Below are 17,343 nucleotides of genomic sequence, written 5' to 3'. Positions count from 1 at the left end.
GCCGTAAGAGGGAACGTTTTTCGCGCGACGCCTATACGATCATGAGGTTTTCGGAAGGAAGGCTTCAGCGGGTCGGTCCCAACGTCTTCGGCCGGACCGGTCCCGCCGGGTCCGGCCCGGCTCCCGTTCCCGGTCTCCGTTCCCGGCTTCCTCTCCAGAGCGGCAGCGTGATCTGAGCCCGCCGCACGATCACCAGACCGGCGAGCCACAGCAGGAGCGCCTCCGTGACCACGGCGACGCCGAGTACGGCCGTCCAGGACCGCCGCCCCTCCCGGAGCGAGCCGGTCGGCGTGACGGCCGTCAGCTCGGACGTCCCCTCGGACCGGGGGGCCATCGCCGTCGGGGTCAGCGCGACACTCGGCAGCACCGGCGTCGTGGGGCCGGCGGACGGCCGCCCGCCGGCGCCCGCCACCGGAGCGGCGGGAGCCGCCGGCCCGTCCTGGGGCCCGACTCCGGCCCCCGCGCCCGCCGCGCCGATCGGTCCGCCGAGTTCGGCCGGTCGAGCCGGCGGAACCGCAGGGCCGTCCGCCGTAGGCGGCTGCGCGTGCTTGGCGGACGAGCCGCCCTTGGTGGACGGCCGCGCCGCTCCGCCTGTGGCCGGCTCGCCCTGAGGCCGACCGGGGACCGGTACGGAAGCCGGGGTCCGAGCCTGACCGGGGACCAAGGCGGAAGCCGGAGTTCGAGCCTGGCCTGGGGCCGGAGGCCGGGCCGGGGACGGGCCGGTGGCGGATCCTTCGGCACCGTGGGCTCCGGCCGGCGTACCGGGCCCGGGACGTGCTCCATGTCGACGCCCCGCGCCGGAGAGACGTGGTGTCCGCCCTGGCGCCGTCTTGGGCGCGGCGTTCCGTGTCCCTGTGCCACCGGTCGGCCGGGAAGCGCCCGGAACGCCGGACGGTCCGGCGGTGCCCGGCCCGGCCGGTGACCCGGCGGTCATCGAGGCTCCGGGTGACGCGGCGATCGACGGTGTTCCTGGGCCGGATGCCGAGCCAGAGGAGGGTGATCCGGAAGGCGCGGTCCGCAGGGACGCGGACGGCGAGGCGGTCGCCGGGGTCCGTACGGACGGGGTGGTGCCCGCCTTCGTCGGCGCCGCCGGTGACGACACGCCCGCCATACCGGGTGACCCGGCCTGCCGCCCTGGCGACACGGCGGCGGCGCCCGCCTTGGCCGGTGCCGGCGGTGACATCACGCCGGCCATGCCGGGGGACGCGGCCTGCCGTGGCGACACGTCGGGAGACGGCGCGATCGCGGTCCCGTCGGCCGGCGGGGCAGCGGAGGCCGACCCGGCACCGAGGGCGTACGGGCTCGCTGCCGGCGCGGCGCTGGACGAGACCGTGCTGGACGAGACCGTCGGGGCCGGCCGGGCACGGCCGGACGGCAGGACGGTCCGCAGCAAGGTCACCGACCGTTGCGAGGCGTTGCTCGCGCTCACCTCGGCGGTGACGGGCGGCTCCCCCCGAGAGGACTCGCCCGTCCGTACCCGCACGCGGAGCGTTCGCGCCGTGGTCAGGTCGCCGAGGTCGCAGCGGAGCACGGTCATCGACCCGCTCGCCGCGCAGGACGGCGCGGGCGGCTCCCAGCTCGCGGGCGCCTCGGTCGTCAGCACCAGCCGTACTCCGAGCGCCGGACCGCCGATCGGCCTGACCAGCACGGTGTACTCCACCATTCCGGGCGTCACCGCGGCGACCGCGACGGAGGCGTCGACCCGTACGTCCCGCACCGGCGCCGCCGACGCACTCAGCGCGGCGGGTCCGAGCAGGGCGGAGGCGGGCACGGCCGACTCCGGGAGCGGGACCTGCCACGCGACCACCGGAACGGTCAGCGCGGCCGTACCGACGGCGGTCAGCACCGTCCTGGACACCGCCTTCACAGCTGTACCCCCACAAACGCCTGTCGGCCTCCGGGGGGACGGGCCGGGAGCCCGTGAGGCGATCTCCCCACTACTACCGCACGATCGCGGAGCGTAACCACGGCCGGTGAGCGTTTCGGCGAAGCGAAACGTTCTTTCTACACTTCCGTCAGGTGTCGAGAGGAGTCCGCGTGGCGACCGAGGAGCCGGTAGTGCCGTCCGCTCACCCGCCGACGGCGCTCCCCGAAGGGGAACCGCCGGTGGAGCGATCCACGTCGGGCGTGCGCTCGCTGGAGCGCGCGTTCGAGCTGCTCGAGCATCTGGCCGACGCGGGCGGTCAGCTGGCCCTCACCGAGCTCGCCGAGGTGTCCGGGCTGCCGATGCCGACCATCTACCGGCTGATGCGGACGCTGGTGAACCGCGGGTACGTCCGGCAGGGGCCGTCGAAGCGGTATGCGCTCGGTCCGCGGTTGATCCGGCTCGGGGAGACCTCGGAGCGCCTGCTCGGCTCGTGGGCCCGCCCGGCGCTCGCGCAACTGGTCGACGAGGTCGGCGAGACGGCCAACATGGCGCTGCTGGAGGGCGATGAGGCGGTGTACGTCGCGCAGGTGCCGTCGCGGCACTCGATGCGGATGTTCACCGAGGTCGGCCGGCGGGTCCTGCCGCACTGCACCGGGGTGGGCAAGGCCCTGCTGGCGCAGTTGCCCGAGCCGGTGGTCCGGGAGATCATCGCCCGTACCGGCATGCCCGCGTACACGCCGCACACCATCACCGATCCGGCGGCGCTGCTGGAGGAGCTGGCGCGCATCCGGCAGCGCGGTTACGCCCTCGACGAGCAGGAGCAGGAGATCGGGGTGCGCTGCGTCGCCGTACCGGTGACGGACACGCCCACCCTGACCGCCATCTCGGTGTCCGGGCCGCACGGTCGCCTCACCCACGAGGTGATCGAGGACGTCGTGCCCATCATGCGCCGCACCGCCGGGCAGCTCGCCCGGCGCCTCTCCCCCTGAAGCCCCCTTTGTAACGCAGTGGTCGGAAATGCCGGGCCGACTCGGATCGCGCGCGACGGCCCGGGTAGAGGAGACGCCATGGACAATCTCACCGTCGCCGTACTCGGAACCGGAATCATGGGCGAGCCGATCGCCCGCAACCTGCTGGGCGCCGGACACGCCGTACGCGTGTGGAACCGCACCCGGGCCAAGGCGGAGCCGCTCGCCGCCGACGGCGCCCGCGTGTGCGACGAGCCCGCCGAGGCCGCCGACGGCGCGGACGTCGTCGTCACGATGCTGCACGACGGCGAGGCCGTCGAGAACGTCATGGCCGGCGTGCTTCCGGCGATGGAGGAGGACGCGGTCTGGGCGCAGCTGAGCACGGTCGGGGCCGAGGCCGCCGACCGTCTCGCGGCCCTGGCCCACCGGCGCGAGGTGACGTTCATCGACTGCCCGGTGCTCGGCACCCGCAAGCCCGCCGAGGACGCGGCGCTCATCGTCTTGGCCGCCGGTCCCCGGGACGAGCGCGCGGAGCGGGTCTTCGACGCGATCGGCTCCCGTACGGTCTGGGTGGGCGAGGGCACCGAGGCCTCCCGGCTGAAGCTGGTGCTCAACAGCTGGGTGCTCGCGCTGACCACGGCCACCGGCGAGGCGATCGCCCTGGCGGAGGCGTTCGGCCTGGATCCGCGGCTCTTCCTCGAGACGATCGCGGGCGGCTCGCTCGACTCGCAGTACGCCCAGCTGAAGGGCAAGGCGATCCTGTCCGGGGAGCTCCAGCCGAGTTTCAAGGCGGTCGGCGCCGCCAAGGACGCCGGTCTGGTCGCGTCGGCCGGGCGGGCCGCGGGCGCGGAGCCTCGTCTGGCCGAGGCCGTACGCGATCAGCTGCGGCGGACGGTCGAGCTCGGTCACGGGAACGAGGACATGGCCGCCGTCTACTACGCCGCTCGTCCCTCCGATTCGGAGTGAATATCGGGAACGACCTTCACGGGGCCTGCTTTACGTGCTACCAACAAATGTAAAGCCGATCCCCCTCGGGTCCCTCGGGAGGTTCCCCCGATGACGATGCGCGACCGCTACACGATCCCCGTTCCCGACGGCACCTGGGACGTACCCGCCGCAGGCGCGGCGCGGTTCACCTGGGAGTACGACGACGGCCGGGACCGCCTGCTCGCCCTGTACCAGAAGGGCAAGGACAAGCAGTGGGACGCCCAGAAGCGCATCGACTGGGACATCCCCGTCGACGTCAACAACGTCGCCGGGTTCCCCGACGAGTTCAACCCGCTCGTCGGCTCCGACATCTGGGAGCGCATGCCGCAGGAGGCCCGCGACGAGTTCGGCAGGCACCAGGGCGCGTGGCTGTTCAGCCAGTTCCTGCACGGTGAGCAGGGCGCGCTGACGGTCTCGGCGCGGATCGTCGAGTCCGTGCCCGAGCTGGACTCCAAGTTCTACGCCGCGACGCAGGTCATGGACGAGGCCCGGCACGTCGAGCTGTACAAGAAGTTCGTCGACGAGAAGCTCGGCATGTACTACCCGATCAACCAGGACCTGGCCAAGCTCCTGGAGGAGTCGCTCACCGACGGCCGCTGGGACCTGCCCTACCTCGGCATGCAGGTGCTGATCGAGGGCCTGGCCCTGGCGTCCTTCGGCCTCTACCGCGACATGTCGACCAACCCGCTGGTCAAGCAGCTCCTCGCGTACGTCATGCAGGACGAGGCGCGGCACGTCGCGTTCGGCCGGCTCGCGCTGAAGGACTACTACTCCGAGCTCACCGAGAAGGAGCGGGCCGAGCGCGAGGAGTTCGTCGTCGAGGGCTGCTACCTGATGCGCGACCGCTTCAAGGGCAAGGAGATCTTCGAGACGCTGGGCATGCCGGTGAAGGAGTGCATGGACTACGTCGACAACGGCTCGGTGTACCAGCTCTACCAGTCGCTGCTGTTCAGCCGGATCGTCCCGTGCGTCCGCGACATCGGCCTGTGGGGCGACAAGGTGCAGAAGGCGTACGCCGACATGGGTGTGCTCGACGCCGCCAAGGGCGACCTCGTCCAGCTCATGAAGCAGGACGAGCAGATCGCCGAGGACCTGGACCGGGCCAAGCACGAACAGGAGCTGGCCGAACGCCACGCCGAGGTGCACGCGGCGATCGCCGAGGGCGCCGCGACCGACTAGGTCGTGACCGGTGGATCACGTGTCGGTCGGTCTGTGACGGCAAGGAATGCGTGCGGCTCCGGCCGGTCCGCCCGCCTGCCATAGAGCGTCACAAGATCCACCGGACAGGCCTTAGGGCGGCGGAACACCCACCGAAAACGGCGAGTTACGCGTGGTCACGGTCCGTCGCCCCCTATCGTCGGGGACTTGCGCGTGGGACCTCGGTGTTCCGCGCCGTCCGGGCGCCGGCCGGAACTCCGGTCGGCGCCCGATGCCCTGTCCCCTACCGAAGGACGTTCTGTGGGTGGTTCCGGCCGACATCGCCAGACTCGCCGATCCGCACACCTCCGTACCGGCCTGCTCGCGGCCGCCGGGCTGGCCGCCGCGACGCTCGCCGCGACCGTCGCGACCCTGATCGGGTCCGGCCGATCCGCGCCTCGGGCGGACGTCGGCGCGGCGGCCGTCCCCGCGGCCCCGCCGCAGGCCCCCGGGCGGGTGAGCCGGGCTCTGCGCCGCGGCCCGGTCCGGGCCCGGCCCGCGCGGCAGCGCACGGCTCGGAAGCGGACCCGCCGCGCGCCGCGGCCCAGGGTCCTGGACCGCGGTAGCTGCGAGGCGTCGTTCTACGGAGCGGGCACGGCGACCGCGAGCGGCGCGCCGTACGACCCGGAGGCCCTCACGGCGGCGCACCGCACGCTGCCGATGGGAGCGCGGGTCCGGGTGGTCAACCTGAGCAACGCCCGGTCCGTCATCGTGCGGATCAACGACCGGGGGCCCTTCGTCCCGGGTCGGTGCCTGGACCTGTCCACGGCGGCGATGCGCGCGATCGGCGGGGTCCTCTCCGGAGTGATCCCGGTCCGGTACGAAGTGCTGGCGAGCGTCTGACGGACCCTGGAACGAGCGCCGACGGGCTCCCCGGACGGGGCCGGCGGGCCCTGGCGGAGCCTGGGACGGAGGCCGACGGGCCCTGGGAATGAGTGAACGCCCGCGACCGGCCCCTTCCCCCAAAGAAGCACAGCTCGCGGGCGTTCACCTTCGCAGCCTGGACGGGTACAGATCCAAGGCCTGCGGATCCGGCCGTCGCGTCGTGTCCCCCGTTGAATCCCCCAATTCATCACGACGCGTCGGCCGTTTAAGGTGGTCCGTGTTCTTGCAGTAGCTACGCTATGTGAGAGGGACAGGGCATTCCGTCCACCCTTGGTTGACACTTCCGCGTACACCCCCGGTTGACCTGCGGCTTTGCCGTTTTTTGGGGTTGCCGAGACAAGTATCGACCGATGATCGGAATGTGGCTGTGAGGGGCTCCACCGTGCGGGCCGGGAGATTCGTGACTCCGGCCGACGTCATCCTGTCGGTCGGGATCTTCGCTATGTCGATCCTGTTCATTTACGGAAACAGGGATCTGAGGATCCAGGTACCGCTGAGCGCGGCCAGCGCGACCCTGCTGCTGGCGAAGAAACGCCTCCCTCTGGTGACACTCGCCGGCGTCCTGCTGTTCACCGCGATACTCGCGTTCCTGCTGCGGTGGTCGTACCCGATGACCCCGGCGGCCTTCGTCGCCCTGTACGCGGTCGGCCGCTACTGCTCCCGCGGCATGGCGCTGGCCGCGGCGGTCGGCACGATCCTCATCGGATTCATCGTCTCCGAGATGGTCGGCGCCATCCCCTCGTACACCCTGCACAACGTCCAGGATCTCGGCTGGGTGGTGTTCGCGGTCCTCGCCGGGGCCTGGGTGCGGACCCAGAAGCTCTACGTCCGCGACGTCGAGGAGCGGGCCGAACGCGCCGAGCGGGAACGCGAGGAGGAGGCACGACGCAGGGCCGCGGAGGAACGCGTGCGCATCGCCCGGGAACTGCACGACATCGTCGGCCACGCGCTGATGTCGATCAACGTGCTGTCGTCGGTGAGTTCCCGGATCATCGACCGGGATCCGTCCACGGGCCGGGACTCCCTGAAGCAGATCAGCGGGATCAGCAACTCGGCCCTGCGGGAGATCCGCAGCACGTTGAACCTGCTCCGCGAGGGCACCGCTCCGCTCAAGAACCCCGAACGCGGCATCGGGGACCTCGAGCCGCTCATCGAGCAGTCCAAGCTCAGCGGCCTGCCGGTGACGTACAAGTGCCACGCATGCGACCGGCAGATCCCGGCGATCATCGGCTTCACGGTGTACCGGATCGTCCAGGAGAGCCTGACCAACATCAGCCGGCATGCGAAGGACGTCACCAAGGTCGTCGTCGCGGTCGGCTGTTCGAACGATCACCTGGACGTCTCCGTCGTCAACGACGGCGCTCCGGTCACGCCCGGCGAGGGCGGCGGAATCGGCATCCAGGGCATGCGCGAACGCGTCACCGCCACCGGCGGCCGCCTGGACACCACGCCGCTGCCCGGCGGCGGTTTCCGCGTGCACGCGCGTCTGCCGCTGAAGGAGGCATCCGCATGACGATTCGCGTCCTGCTGGCCGACGACCAGACGACCGTACGGGCCGGGTTCCGTATGCTGATCGACTCGACCGAGGACATGCACGTCGTGGCCGAGGCGGCCAACGGCACCCAGGCCGTCGAGTTGGCCCGCGCCACCGTGCCGGACGTCGCCCTCATGGACATCCGGATGCCCGGCATGGACGGTATCGAGGCCACCCGCCGGATCACGTCCGACCCCACGCTGCCGAACGTGCACGTCCTGATCCTCACGACGTTCCAGCACGACGAGTACATCTTCGGCGCCCTGCGGGCGGGGGCCGGCGGGTTCCTCCTCAAGGACACCGACCCGGACGACCTCTTGGAGGCGATCCGGGTGGTCGCCTCGGGGGAGGCGCTGCTGGGCCGGGGCCTGACCAGCCGGGTGATCAAGGAGTTCGTCGCGCAGCCGCAGCAGCCGGAGCCGGGCGGCAAGGATCTCGAGGTGCTGAGCGAGCGGGAGCGGGAGGTCCTGCTGCAGATCGCGTACGGCCTCACCAACGAGGAGATCGCCGCCAAGCTGCACCTCAGCCCGGCCACCGCGAAGACCTACGTCCATCGGATCATGACGAAGCTGCACGCGCGCGACCGGGTGCAGTTGGTGATCTTCGCCTACGACCAGGGGCTCGTACGGCCCCGGCCCTGAACCGGCGATGACAAATGTCATCGTGAAGCCAGGATCGAGCACACTAGGGCGCTGACCGGCACGAATCTAACGTTCTTGACATGAACGCCATCGCCTTCACCGGGGTCGCCAAGAGCTACGGATCGGTCCGCGCCGTCGAGGGCCTGGACCTCACGATCGAGGCCGGCAGCACCGTCGCGCTGCTCGGCCCGAATGGAGCCGGCAAGTCCACCTCCATCGGAATGCTGCTCGGTCTCGTACGGCCGTCGGCGGGCGAGATCCGCGTCTTCGGCGACGAGCCCGACGCCGCGGTCAAGCGCGGCCGGGTCGGGGCGATGCTGCAGGACGGCGACCTCGTCCCCGGACTGACCGTCCGCGAGGTCGTCTCCTTCGTCCGCGGCCTGTACCCCGACCCGATGCCGCTGGCGGAGATCCTCACGCTGGCGAACCTGACCGACCTCGCCGGGCGCCGGGCCGACCGGCTCTCCGGCGGACAGGCGCAGCGGGTGCGCTTCGCGATCGCCGTCGCCGGCGCGCCCCGGCTCCTGGTCCTGGACGAGCCCACCGCGGCGATGGACGTCGAGTCCCGCCGGTCGTTCTGGGCGAGCATGCGGGAGTACGCCGCCACCGGCCGGACCGTCCTGTTCGCCACCCACTACCTGGAAGAGGCGGACGAGAACGCCGACCGGGTCATCGTCATCGCCCGGGGCCGAGTCGTCGCGGACGGCAGCCCGCAGGAGATCAAGGCGGCGGTCGGGACCGGCACCGTCCGGTTCACGATCGGCGACCAGCCCACGGCCGGCCTGGACGCGCTGCCGGGCGTCAGCGCGATCGACGTGCGCGGGGCGATCGCCCGGCTGCGCACCACCGACCCGGACGCGACCGTCCAGGCGCTGTACGCCACGGGCCTTCGGGTCAGCGACCTGGAGGTCAAGGGCGCCGATCTCGAGGACGCCTTCCTCTCCCTGACCCACGACCGCTGACCACTCCAGAACCCGAAAGGACGCGCGCGATGCTTCGCTACCTGGCCCTGGAGATCCGGCGCATGTTCCGCGACCGGCGCTTCGTCTTCTTCACGATGGCCATCCCGGTCGCCTTCTACCTCCTCTGGTCCAACGCCTTCGGCAAGGGCTCCGGTACGGTCGCCGGCACCGGCCTCGACGCCCGGACGTACCTGCTGGTGGCGATGGCCTCGTTCGGCGCGGTCGGGGCCGCGCTGACCACGACGGGGGCCCGCCTCGCCGGCGAGCGGCAGAGCGGCTGGCTGCGGCAGCTCCAGGTGACCCCGATGCGCCCCTGGGCGGTGATCACGGTTAAGACGTTCGCGTCGATGGTCCTGGCCCTGCCGTCGATCATCCTGGTCGGGCTGGCCGGCGTGCTGACGCAGCACGTGCACCTGTCGCCCGGTGAGTGGGCCGCCATGGTCGGCCTCATGTGGCTCGGCACGCTGCCGTTCGCCGCGCTCGGCACCCTGATCGGCTCGCTGGTCGGCGCGGACGCCGCCCACCCGGTCACCCTGGCCTGCTACTTCAGCCTCTCGATCCTCGGCGGCCTGTGGATGCCGGTCGACTCGCTGCCCAAGGCGCTGCGCGACGTCTCCCACTGGCTGCCGTCCAACCGATTCGCCAAGCTGGGCTGGAGCGCCGCCGGCGGGCACGTCCCGGCCGCCTCCGACGGCCTGGTCCTCGCCGGCTGGGCGGTCGTCCTCGGAGTTCTGGCCATCGCGGCCTACCGCCGCGCTACCGTTCGGTCCTGATGAACCCCTTCTTCCCTGAAGGCGCCAACGGGGCGAGCCCCTCCCGTTGGCGCCGTCTCGTCGGGATATCGATCGGCATGGTCTACCTGCTCATCTGGCCGCTTGCCGACCTGGGTCACGAACGCTCCACGGCCCGCATCGTGGTGTCGGTCGTCGCGCTCCTGACGTTCGTGGGAACCTTTCTCGCGCTGGCCGCCGGCAACCGGGTCTGGTCCGGGGAGACGACCCGCCGCACCTGGGTCCTGCTCGGGATCGTCACGGCCATGGCCGTCGGCTACCCGCTCCTGTTCGGTGGGGAGTGGGCCGGCCTGCCGATCTACCTCGGCGTCGGGTACGCGATGACGCTGCCGCCCGCGTGGGCGATGCGCGGTGTCCTCGCCGCGACCGCGCTGACCTTCGCGCTCTGCGAGATCACCCATGTCTCGGGCGGCACGGTGTTCCTGCTGACCTTCCAGACGTTCACCATCAGCCTGATCATGCTGAGCTTCCGGGGCAGCCGAATCCTGATCGCGCAGCTCCAGGAGGCGCGCGGCGAGGTCGCCCGGCTCGCCGCGAACGAGGAGCGGCTGCGGATCGCGCGCGACCTGCACGACCTGCTCGGCCACACGCTGTCGCTGATCGTCCTGAAGAGCGAGGTCGCGGTGCGCATCGCCGACCGCGACCCGGCCAGGAGCCTCGGTGAGATGAAGGACATCGAGACGGTCGCGCGGCAGGCGCTGACGGACGTCCGCGCGGCGGTCAGCGGCTACCGGCGGCGCGACCTCGCCGAAGAACTGGACAACGCCCGCGGGGTACTGGTCGCCGCGGAGATCGAGCCGGCGATCAGCACCTCCGGGACGCCCCTGCCGGACGGGGTGGACGACCTGTTCGCCTGGGCGGTCCGCGAAGGCGTCACCAACATCGTCCGGCACTCCCGCGCCCGTACCGCCGACATCTCGGTGACCCGCGTCGGCGCGGACGCCGTCCTCCAGATCAGCGACGACGGGGCGGGCCCGGCGGCGGACGGCGGCTCTCCGGGCGTCGGCGGCAACGGCCTGACGGGGCTCGGCGAACGGGTCGCGCTGGCCGGCGGGTCGGTCGAGTCCGGCCGGGGCCCGGACGGCGGTTTCCGGCTGATCGTGCGCGCTCCCCTGGACGCGCCGGCGCCGACCGCGTGAGAAGGTCATCGGGTATCGAGAAGGATCACGGGATGATTCGCGTACTGCTGGCCGAGGATCAGGGCATGGTGCGTGGCGCGCTCGCCACCCTGCTGAGCCTCGAGGACGACATCGAGGTGATCGGCGAGGCCGCCGACGGTGACGAGGCCCTGGCCGTCGCCGCGCGGACGCGCCCCGACGTCGCGCTGCTCGACATCGAGATGCCCGGCCGCAACGGCATCGACACCGCCGCCGCGCTGCGCAAGGCCCTGCCGGATTGCCGAGTGATCATCCTGACGACGTTCGGCCGTCCGGGCTATCTGCGCAGTGCCATGGAGGCGGGCGCGTCGGCCTTCCTGGTCAAGGACAGCCCGGCGCGCGAGCTGGCGGCCGCGATCCGGCGTGTGCTGGCCGGCGAACGCGTCATCGACCCGGCCCTCGCCGCCGCCGCGCTCAGCGCGGGCCCGAACCCCCTGTCCCCGCGCGAGCGCGAGGCGCTGGCCGCGGCCGCCGACGGCTCGACCATCGGCGACGTGGCGCGGAAGCTGCACCTGTCGGAGGGAACGGTCCGCAACTACCTGTCCGCGGCGATCCGCAAGACCGGCGCCCGCAACCGCATCGAGGCCGTCCGCACCGCCCAGCGCCAGGGCTGGCTCTAGATCTTCCGCGTCGACGGCGTGAACCGGCCACCCGTCCGGCCCGTATGCCGGAGTAGATGATCTTCCAGGCCATCCAACCTGGGGTGGATGGCCTGGAAGGCATCGCTCGCGGCGGGCGTACCGAACTCTCGGATACCGCCGCCATAGCCGCCCGAGTCGCCCTGGCCCACCCTGTCCGCGAGCCGGAGCTGGCGGCATTCACCGAGCGTTCCGTACGCCCCAGGGTTAACCTATCCGCGCACCACGGCAACCTCGACGCAGTTGCCATTTTGGCTGCTTTTGCTGCTTTTGCTGCTCTTCCGCCATGCATCGCCGGAGAGTTCGGGCTTTAGGGATATTTTTCTGTCTCTCTGCGCTACTCGGGAAGATCGCCGGCCACCTGCTCGATGAGCGCTAGTGATTCAACGGGATACAGGGCCGCGGCGACGAGCCGGTCGAATGCGACCATATAGAGTGTAACGTCCTCGGGATCTTCGAGATAGATATCGCCGGGAAGAGTCTCGATGTAGACCACGTTGGGATCGGTCGGCCGTGGAAATCCCAAGATGACGAACGGCCCCGTCGTTCCCGCGTGCGCCCCCGCACGGAACGGAACCACCTGGATCGTCGTCCTGCCCTCATCGGCGGCCTCTATGAGTCGATACAACTGCTCGCGCATGATCTTCGGGCTGCCGACAATGCGCCGGATGGCGGCTTCGTCGATCACCGCCCATAGGCGAGACACTAGCAACGAAGACCGCACCGCTGCCCTGGCAGACTTCCTCCACACCTACAACCACCACCGCTGCCACACCGCACTCGGCGGCAAACCACCCATCACCCGCGTCAACAACCCTGCGGGTCAATACACCTAGCGTGCCCAGTCGGTGAAATATCGATATGTGCGCCGTGTCCCATCGCCTGTTCACAAGCGATCTCAGCTGTAGCAGACGACTCCACTTCTCATTTCTTCGAACACACGAAAAGAGCACTCATGGCATCTGCTTCATCCAGCACCGGCGGGGCGCTCGGAAAACGCGTCGAAGTCCTGGAAGAGCTCGCCGAACGACTGCGAGCGGAGGGGTGGTACGCGCGGATCCTCACCTCCGAGGGGCAGGCGGCGTTACTGCGGGTGGTGAATCCGCTCGCGCCGCCGCTGAACGACGACCTCGCGCTGCGCCAGGATCAGGCGGGGCTGTGGTGGTTCTGCTGGTCGTTCGGCGACCGGATCGCCCACGTCGACAACCTCGACATCGCCGCCGCCCGCATCACCCAGGTCCTCGGCTGCCCGAACCGTGAATGAGCCACCGCGGCGGCCACGGCCTTCCCCCGACGCCGGGTCGCCGCGGTCGCCGACACCTCCCGGAGGTCCGTGAAATGTCTCCCAACTGCAGCGGCAGCACTCCATGCGAGAAACAATGGTCCTGTCGGCTCGACGGCGACCCCTACGCCGTCGTCACCGCCCGCGCCCTGGCCGCTGCCGTCCTGCTGGGCTGGGATGCCGACCTGGTCGAGGATGTCGTCCTGGTCACCAGCGAACTGGTGACCAACGCCATCGCCCACGGCGCCGCCCCTGTCACCCTCGCTCTCACCGTACGCAGCGGGAACAAGGTGGCCGTCGTCATCGACGTCACCGACGCCTCCCCCGAACTGCCCGTACAGGACCTCCCCGGCGAGGTCGGCCACTTCGGCCTGTGGATCGCCGAAGAACTCGCCCGCGTCACCGTCCACCCCGCCGAACCCGGCAAGACCGTACGCGCCACCTTCGACGTCATCGACGGAAGCCTGCTGCCGTCAGCCTCCTGACGCCCCACGGCCTACAGCGCCTGCGCCTGTGATTGCCGTCAGTGTGGACAGGTTGCCGTCGGTGTGGCCGGCCAGACGTCCGGATCGTCGCGTTCGGCCCGGCGATAACGACGGCAAGGTCCGGGTCGCGTCGCGAGATGGGGCCTATCCGTGCAGGACGGCGGCCGCTACGCGCTTTTCCCGGGCTCCTCGATGTGAGGAGCCCGGGAAACAGATCACCGTCAGTGACGTCAGCCGGCGTTACGGCCGTCGGCACAGTCGCGATATCGGGTTTCACGCCGGTGCGCCTGGTCGATGCGGTCTACCCGGTGTGACGACTCAGCGGACGTCCCGGAGCATCCAGATTGGCGTCGCGAACTCGATGACTAGCGGGCGGAAGACCGGGATGTCCGGGTTCCGCGCCAAGAGCACGGCCGGGACGTCGTCGAGCGCCTTCATCGCCCGGATGATGTCGTACCACTCGATCAGTTTGTCCAGCGTCGTCTTCTGCAGTCCCCAGCCCCAGTGGCTGACGACCTCCTGGTGGCCCCTGTCGTCCCGGGTGCCACGACTGACCACCACGTGGTTCGGCCCGCCCATGAAGATCACAGACCCCGCCGGGATGTCGGGCGTGCTGATCTTGGTCACCGGGTCGACCTCGAGCCGGCTCCGCTCGCTGGGACACATCTGTTCCATCAGGCTCGTGTAGTACCTGCGGCCGTAGCGGGCGGCCTTGGCGGCGGCGTGCGCGTTGACGTGGATCCGCCTCAGCCACGCCTCGCCGACGAAGCCGGCGCAGTAGGCGATGTACATGTGGGCCTCCCAGCAGTTCATCTTGGCCGACCGTCCCGGTTCGGGTCCGCCTTCGATGAGCCATGCCAGAAAGCTGTTCTTCGGATGGCCGGGAAGCTGCGTGCTCACCCTGCCGGAGGCCCAGTCCAGTCCACTGGGCACCCACGTGAACCAGCCGAGCATCTCCCTGGCCGCGTCGAGGAAGGCCTGCGCCCGGGTCTCGGCGAACCACGCCGCGTGCCGGGCGTCGATGAGTTCGACGCACTGGCGGGCCAGGTCGGCGACGTGCTCCGGTGCCTCGCGCTGTAGCTCCGCGAGTTGCCATGTCGCCAGTTCGAGCGCCACGCCGTCGCGTTCCCGTACGCGCACGGTCGCCGTCTCTGTGCCCCGATCCGATCCTGCGGGAGCAGCGTCGTCGCGCAAGCGCGAGATGACGCCCTCGAACCGATCTTTCGGGACTTCGCTGTTCATACCCATGAGGGTTCCCTTTGCGTTGTCTCTCCCTCCGCCGAGTGGCGGAGATGCCGGCCCTTATGACCGGCACTACCGAGACCGTGCTGGGGGACCGTCGATCCGCCACTCGAACGGCGGAACCGCGCCAGGTGATCGGCTCCCGCTAACGGTGGAGGAACTCCATCGCCTGGCGCCACACCTCGGGTGGTTCCGGATCGGCCATGGTCCACGTGGTGGACCGCAGCGTCCCGCGGTTCCGGTACGTGCGCATGATCTGCCGGTGGACCGGCAGGGCGACGAAGTCGCGCATGGCCTGCCGGGTCCGCCAGACGGAGACCGATCCCGACCTGCGCCGCAGGGGCTCCGCCCACAGCCAGTGGCCGACGGCGCCGTCGAGGGTCGGCCACAACCGCGCCAGCCGGGTGCCGGCCCGGTAGATCCCCGGCATCTCCCACAGGTGGTTCGCGGTGAAGGCGGTGACACTGACGAGCACCTGCCCGTCCGGGGTGGCCGGGCCAGGGGTCCAGCTCGTTCTCAGCACGGTTCAGTCCTCCGGGAGGATGGCGGGATCGGTGGCGTTGGCGCGTAGCCGGTCCAGCACGGCGCGGCGGGCGCGGGCGAAGGTGACCTGGTGGTCGACGAGCCGCGCGTGGACCACCGCCGACTCGCCCAGCGCGTCGATCTCGTAGGCGAGCTGGCCGGGATCGACCCGGTCGGTGAGCTCGCCGAGGGCGATCGCCTCCTCGATCAGCGACCGGATGAACTCCAGCCAGTCGTGGAGCGACTCGGCCGTCTTGGCGTGGACGGCGCCGGGCCGGTCGTCGAACTCCGTCTGCGCGGCGAGGAAGAAACAGCCTCCGGGCAGCACGCCATCGGCGTAGAAGGCCAGCCGTGCCTCGTGGAGCGCGAAGACCCTGCGCAGGCCGGGCGGCGTGCGCAGGGCGGGGGCCATGACGCGGTCGGTCCATTGGCGGCGTGCCCAGTCGATCGCGTCCAGTTGGAGGTGTTCCTTGTCCCTCCAGTGGGCGAACAACCCGGACTTGCTCGTGCCGAGATGCTCGGCGAGCCGCCCGAACGACAGCCCCTCCAGACCGTGCACCGAGGCCAACGTCACGGCGGCGTCCAGAACCGCCTCCCGGGTGCGCCGTCCCCGCAGCCGGCGGCCGTCTCGCCGCTCCTCGCCGTCCATGACGCCGACGGTACACTATAAAACCGACCGATCGGTCTTATAGTTCGCCAAGGGACGTGCCTCCCCTCAGCGACACGAACGGGCGGTGTCCGCAGGATGCCGGGGATCTCGCCGAGCGTGAATTCGCGTTCGAGGACGCCGTCGTCGAGGCGCTGCTCAGAGGTGAAATGCATGGTCGTGCCTTTCGGGAGTGCTCGTGAACGGCGCCCCCGGACGACCTACCGTCCGACCGCGACCCCGGAGGGGAGCACCCATGTCGACACGTTCACGGGTACCACCTCCTCGTTCTCTCGCACGGCCTCCGGAAAGGCAGCAATGGTCGCCGTGGTCCGCCAACGGGTTTTGCGGAGGCCCCGTGGCCGGATGCCACGGAGGCCGTTCACCTGGAGGAACCGGGCGGCGCGACGTCTGCCGCCTCGGCGCGGCCGCGAAGGAGGCCCAGCAATGCGGGTATTCGTCACCGGCGCCTCAGGGCACATCGCCTCGGCCGTCATTCCCGAACTGAGGTCGGCCGGTCACAGCGTCCTCGGGCTGGCCCGCTCCGAGCGGTCGGCGGCGGCCGTACGGGCGCTCGGCGCCGAGGTCCGGCGGGGCGATCTCGACGACCTCGAAGGCCTGAGCGCCGCGGTCCGCGAGGCCGACGGCGTCATCCACCTGGCGTTCAAGAACGAGGAGATGCGCTCGGGGGACCTGGGCGGCGCGGCCGCCGCCGACCTGCGCGCGATCGAGACGATGGGCGCCGCTCTGCAGGGAACGGGGAAGCCCTTCGTCGGCACGAACGGACTGCTCGGGTTGATGCTCGCCGGCTTCCGAGGGCGGCTCGCCGAGCAGGACGTGTGGCCCGGCGGGCCGCGGATCGACGCGGAGAACCGGGTGATCGCGCTCGCCGAGCAGGGCGTACGGACCTCGGTCGTCCGCCTGCCGCCGACGGTGCACGGCCACGGCCGTCACGGTTTCGCCTCCGGCCTCATCGCCATCGCCCAGGCCACGGGAGTAGCCGGATACCTCGGCGACGGAACCAATCGATGGCCCGCCACCGGCACACGCGACGTCGGCCGCCTCTACCTGCGCGCCCTCGAATCCGCGCCCGCGGGGTCCCGGCTGCACGCCGTCGCCGAGGAGGGCATCGCCCTGCGGGACATCGCCGCGGCCATCGCTCGCCGGCTGGGGGTTCCCGCAGCGCCCGTCGCGCCGGAAGACGCCGGGAGGCACTTCGGCTTCCTGGCCGCCTTCGTCGGACTCGATGCCCCCGCGTCGAGTCGACGCACCCGGGCCCTGCTCGGCTGGGAACCCGCACACTGCGGTCTCATCGCGGACCTGCTTCAGGAGGAGGAGAACTAGCGCCGAGGCCAGGCGCTCGCTTCCGGATGGCCGTCAGCACCCTCAACAGCTCCACCGCCAGGTGGGGGGCTGCGCACGGCTCAGTGCCAGGGTCGGCGGTGACAGGCCTGGTATGGTAACGGCTGAGTAGCCCCGATTCAGGGAGTGCAGACGTGGTTGGTGACGACGACATCTCCGGCTGATACCCGGACATGA

Annotated in this window: 20 protein-coding genes and 1 pseudogene; 16 read left to right on the top strand and 5 right to left on the bottom strand. The window is 70.8% G+C overall.

Annotation, left to right across the window (positions count from 1 at the left end):
• Positions 1-64 precede the first annotated feature (64 nt).
• Entirely contained in the window at positions 65-412 is a 348-nt protein-coding gene (locus tag AB0L00_RS32925; RefSeq protein WP_364441000.1) for a hypothetical protein, read from the bottom strand.
• 490 nt (positions 413-902) lie between these two features.
• Between AB0L00_RS32925 and AB0L00_RS32920 the strand changes: the two genes are divergently transcribed.
• From AB0L00_RS32920 to AB0L00_RS32865, 12 genes are all read left to right on the top strand, one after another.
• Entirely contained in the window at positions 903-1,964 is a 1,062-nt protein-coding gene (locus AB0L00_RS32920; RefSeq protein ID WP_364440999.1) for a hypothetical protein, read from the top strand.
• Positions 1,965-2,106: 142 nt separating this feature from the next.
• Positions 2,107-2,856 (top strand): IclR family transcriptional regulator, encoded by a 750-nt coding sequence (locus AB0L00_RS32915; RefSeq protein WP_364441052.1) that lies wholly within the window; start codon positions 2,107-2,109, stop codon positions 2,854-2,856.
• A gap of 78 nt (positions 2,857-2,934) precedes the next feature.
• Positions 2,935-3,801, top strand: a complete 867-nt coding sequence (locus AB0L00_RS32910; protein ID WP_364440998.1) for an NAD(P)-dependent oxidoreductase — start codon at positions 2,935-2,937, stop codon at positions 3,799-3,801.
• Positions 3,802-3,891: 90 nt separating this feature from the next.
• Positions 3,892-5,001 carry a ferritin-like domain-containing protein gene (locus AB0L00_RS32905; RefSeq protein ID WP_364440996.1) on the top strand — a complete coding sequence of 370 codons (1,110 nt, stop codon included), beginning with the start codon at positions 3,892-3,894 and terminating at the stop codon, positions 4,999-5,001.
• A 279-nt stretch (positions 5,002-5,280) separates the two neighbouring features.
• Positions 5,281-5,862 (top strand): septal ring lytic transglycosylase RlpA family protein, encoded by a 582-nt coding sequence (locus AB0L00_RS32900; RefSeq protein WP_364440994.1) that lies wholly within the window; start codon positions 5,281-5,283, stop codon positions 5,860-5,862.
• Between the two features lie 442 nt (positions 5,863-6,304).
• Positions 6,305-7,417 (top strand): histidine kinase, encoded by a 1,113-nt coding sequence (locus AB0L00_RS32895; protein ID WP_364440993.1) that lies wholly within the window; start codon positions 6,305-6,307, stop codon positions 7,415-7,417.
• Positions 7,414-8,079 (top strand): response regulator transcription factor, encoded by a 666-nt coding sequence (locus AB0L00_RS32890; protein ID WP_345365870.1) that lies wholly within the window; start codon positions 7,414-7,416, stop codon positions 8,077-8,079. The genes AB0L00_RS32895 and AB0L00_RS32890 overlap by 4 nt, the downstream gene beginning before the upstream one ends.
• A gap of 80 nt (positions 8,080-8,159) precedes the next feature.
• Positions 8,160-9,041, top strand: coding sequence for an ABC transporter ATP-binding protein (locus tag AB0L00_RS32885; RefSeq protein ID WP_364440992.1), 882 nt, complete (start codon positions 8,160-8,162; stop codon positions 9,039-9,041).
• A 29-nt stretch (positions 9,042-9,070) separates the two neighbouring features.
• Entirely contained in the window at positions 9,071-9,814 is a 744-nt protein-coding gene (locus AB0L00_RS32880) for an ABC transporter permease (protein ID WP_364440991.1), read from the top strand.
• On the top strand, positions 9,814-10,971 hold the full coding sequence (locus AB0L00_RS32875; RefSeq protein WP_364440990.1) for a sensor histidine kinase: 1,158 nt from the start codon (positions 9,814-9,816) through the stop codon (positions 10,969-10,971). Before AB0L00_RS32880 ends, AB0L00_RS32875 begins: the two co-directional genes overlap by 1 nt.
• 32 nt (positions 10,972-11,003) lie before the next feature.
• A complete protein-coding gene (locus AB0L00_RS32870) occupies positions 11,004-11,609 on the top strand; it encodes a response regulator transcription factor (RefSeq protein WP_364440989.1) in 606 nt (201 codons plus the stop codon).
• Between the two features lie 56 nt (positions 11,610-11,665).
• On the top strand, positions 11,666-11,941 hold the full coding sequence (locus AB0L00_RS32865; protein ID WP_364440988.1) for a hypothetical protein: 276 nt from the start codon (positions 11,666-11,668) through the stop codon (positions 11,939-11,941).
• Between the two features lie 23 nt (positions 11,942-11,964).
• Here AB0L00_RS32865 and AB0L00_RS32860 read toward each other — a convergent pair whose 3' ends face one another.
• Complete coding sequence (locus AB0L00_RS32860; protein WP_364440987.1) at positions 11,965-12,333, bottom strand: DUF5753 domain-containing protein; 369 nt, start codon at positions 12,331-12,333, stop codon at positions 11,965-11,967.
• Here AB0L00_RS32860 and AB0L00_RS32855 point away from each other — a divergent pair.
• The 3 genes and pseudogenes from AB0L00_RS32855 to AB0L00_RS32845 form a co-directional block, all read left to right on the top strand.
• Positions 12,332-12,463: pseudogene (locus AB0L00_RS32855) on the top strand (integrase core domain-containing protein); the annotation flags it as partial. The gene AB0L00_RS32860 and the pseudogene AB0L00_RS32855 overlap by 2 nt on opposite strands.
• A gap of 119 nt (positions 12,464-12,582) precedes the next feature.
• On the top strand, positions 12,583-12,891 hold the full coding sequence (locus AB0L00_RS32850) for a hypothetical protein (RefSeq protein ID WP_364440985.1): 309 nt from the start codon (positions 12,583-12,585) through the stop codon (positions 12,889-12,891).
• Between the two features lie 74 nt (positions 12,892-12,965).
• On the top strand, positions 12,966-13,394 hold the full coding sequence (locus tag AB0L00_RS32845; RefSeq protein WP_364440984.1) for an ATP-binding protein: 429 nt from the start codon (positions 12,966-12,968) through the stop codon (positions 13,392-13,394).
• Positions 13,395-13,712: 318 nt separating this feature from the next.
• Here AB0L00_RS32845 and AB0L00_RS32840 read toward each other — a convergent pair whose 3' ends face one another.
• From AB0L00_RS32840 to AB0L00_RS32830, 3 genes are all read right to left on the bottom strand, one after another.
• Entirely contained in the window at positions 13,713-14,636 is a 924-nt protein-coding gene (locus AB0L00_RS32840) for a hypothetical protein (RefSeq protein ID WP_364440982.1), read from the bottom strand.
• A 145-nt stretch (positions 14,637-14,781) separates the two neighbouring features.
• The gene (locus tag AB0L00_RS32835; protein ID WP_364440981.1) at positions 14,782-15,159 is read right to left on the bottom strand and encodes a hypothetical protein; all 378 of its coding nucleotides are present in this window, start codon (positions 15,157-15,159) and stop codon (positions 14,782-14,784) included.
• A gap of 3 nt (positions 15,160-15,162) precedes the next feature.
• The gene (locus AB0L00_RS32830) at positions 15,163-15,807 is read right to left on the bottom strand and encodes a helix-turn-helix domain-containing protein (RefSeq protein ID WP_364440980.1); all 645 of its coding nucleotides are present in this window, start codon (positions 15,805-15,807) and stop codon (positions 15,163-15,165) included.
• Positions 15,808-16,251: 444 nt separating this feature from the next.
• Between AB0L00_RS32830 and AB0L00_RS32825 the strand changes: the two genes are divergently transcribed.
• Positions 16,252-17,148: an SDR family oxidoreductase gene (locus AB0L00_RS32825; RefSeq protein WP_364440979.1), complete on the top strand. Its 897-nt coding sequence runs from the start codon at positions 16,252-16,254 to the stop codon at positions 17,146-17,148.
• The last annotated feature ends 195 nt before the right edge of the window (positions 17,149-17,343 follow it).

This window comes from Actinoallomurus sp. NPDC052308 (genome assembly GCF_040679195.1).
Lineage (GTDB): Bacteria > Actinomycetota > Actinomycetes > Streptosporangiales > Streptosporangiaceae > Actinoallomurus > Actinoallomurus liliacearum.
Note: the sequence above shows the minus strand (reverse complement) of the source record. Positions and strands in the feature narration are given on the sequence as shown.

Excerpts from the sequence above, each read along its gene's own strand:
- AB0L00_RS32910 (WP_364440998.1), top strand. The coding sequence starts at position 2,935 with ATGGACAATCTCACCGTCGCCGTACTCGGAACCGGAATCATGGGCGAG.
- AB0L00_RS32840 (WP_364440982.1), bottom strand. The coding sequence starts at position 14,636 with ATGAACAGCGAAGTCCCGAAAGATCGGTTCGAGGGCGTCATCTCGCGC.
- AB0L00_RS32890 (WP_345365870.1), top strand. The coding sequence starts at position 7,414 with ATGACGATTCGCGTCCTGCTGGCCGACGACCAGACGACCGTACGGGCC.
- AB0L00_RS32875 (WP_364440990.1), top strand. The coding sequence starts at position 9,814 with ATGAACCCCTTCTTCCCTGAAGGCGCCAACGGGGCGAGCCCCTCCCGT.
- AB0L00_RS32885 (WP_364440992.1), top strand. The coding sequence starts at position 8,160 with ATGAACGCCATCGCCTTCACCGGGGTCGCCAAGAGCTACGGATCGGTC.
- AB0L00_RS32880 (WP_364440991.1), top strand. The coding sequence starts at position 9,071 with ATGCTTCGCTACCTGGCCCTGGAGATCCGGCGCATGTTCCGCGACCGG.
- AB0L00_RS32850 (WP_364440985.1), top strand. The coding sequence starts at position 12,583 with ATGGCATCTGCTTCATCCAGCACCGGCGGGGCGCTCGGAAAACGCGTC.
- AB0L00_RS32830 (WP_364440980.1), bottom strand. The coding sequence starts at position 15,807 with ATGGACGGCGAGGAGCGGCGAGACGGCCGCCGGCTGCGGGGACGGCGC.
- AB0L00_RS32905 (WP_364440996.1), top strand. The coding sequence starts at position 3,892 with ATGACGATGCGCGACCGCTACACGATCCCCGTTCCCGACGGCACCTGG.
- AB0L00_RS32825 (WP_364440979.1), top strand. The coding sequence starts at position 16,252 with ATGCGGGTATTCGTCACCGGCGCCTCAGGGCACATCGCCTCGGCCGTC.
- AB0L00_RS32870 (WP_364440989.1), top strand. The coding sequence starts at position 11,004 with ATGATTCGCGTACTGCTGGCCGAGGATCAGGGCATGGTGCGTGGCGCG.
- AB0L00_RS32865 (WP_364440988.1), top strand. The coding sequence starts at position 11,666 with ATGATCTTCCAGGCCATCCAACCTGGGGTGGATGGCCTGGAAGGCATC.
- AB0L00_RS32845 (WP_364440984.1), top strand. The coding sequence starts at position 12,966 with ATGTCTCCCAACTGCAGCGGCAGCACTCCATGCGAGAAACAATGGTCC.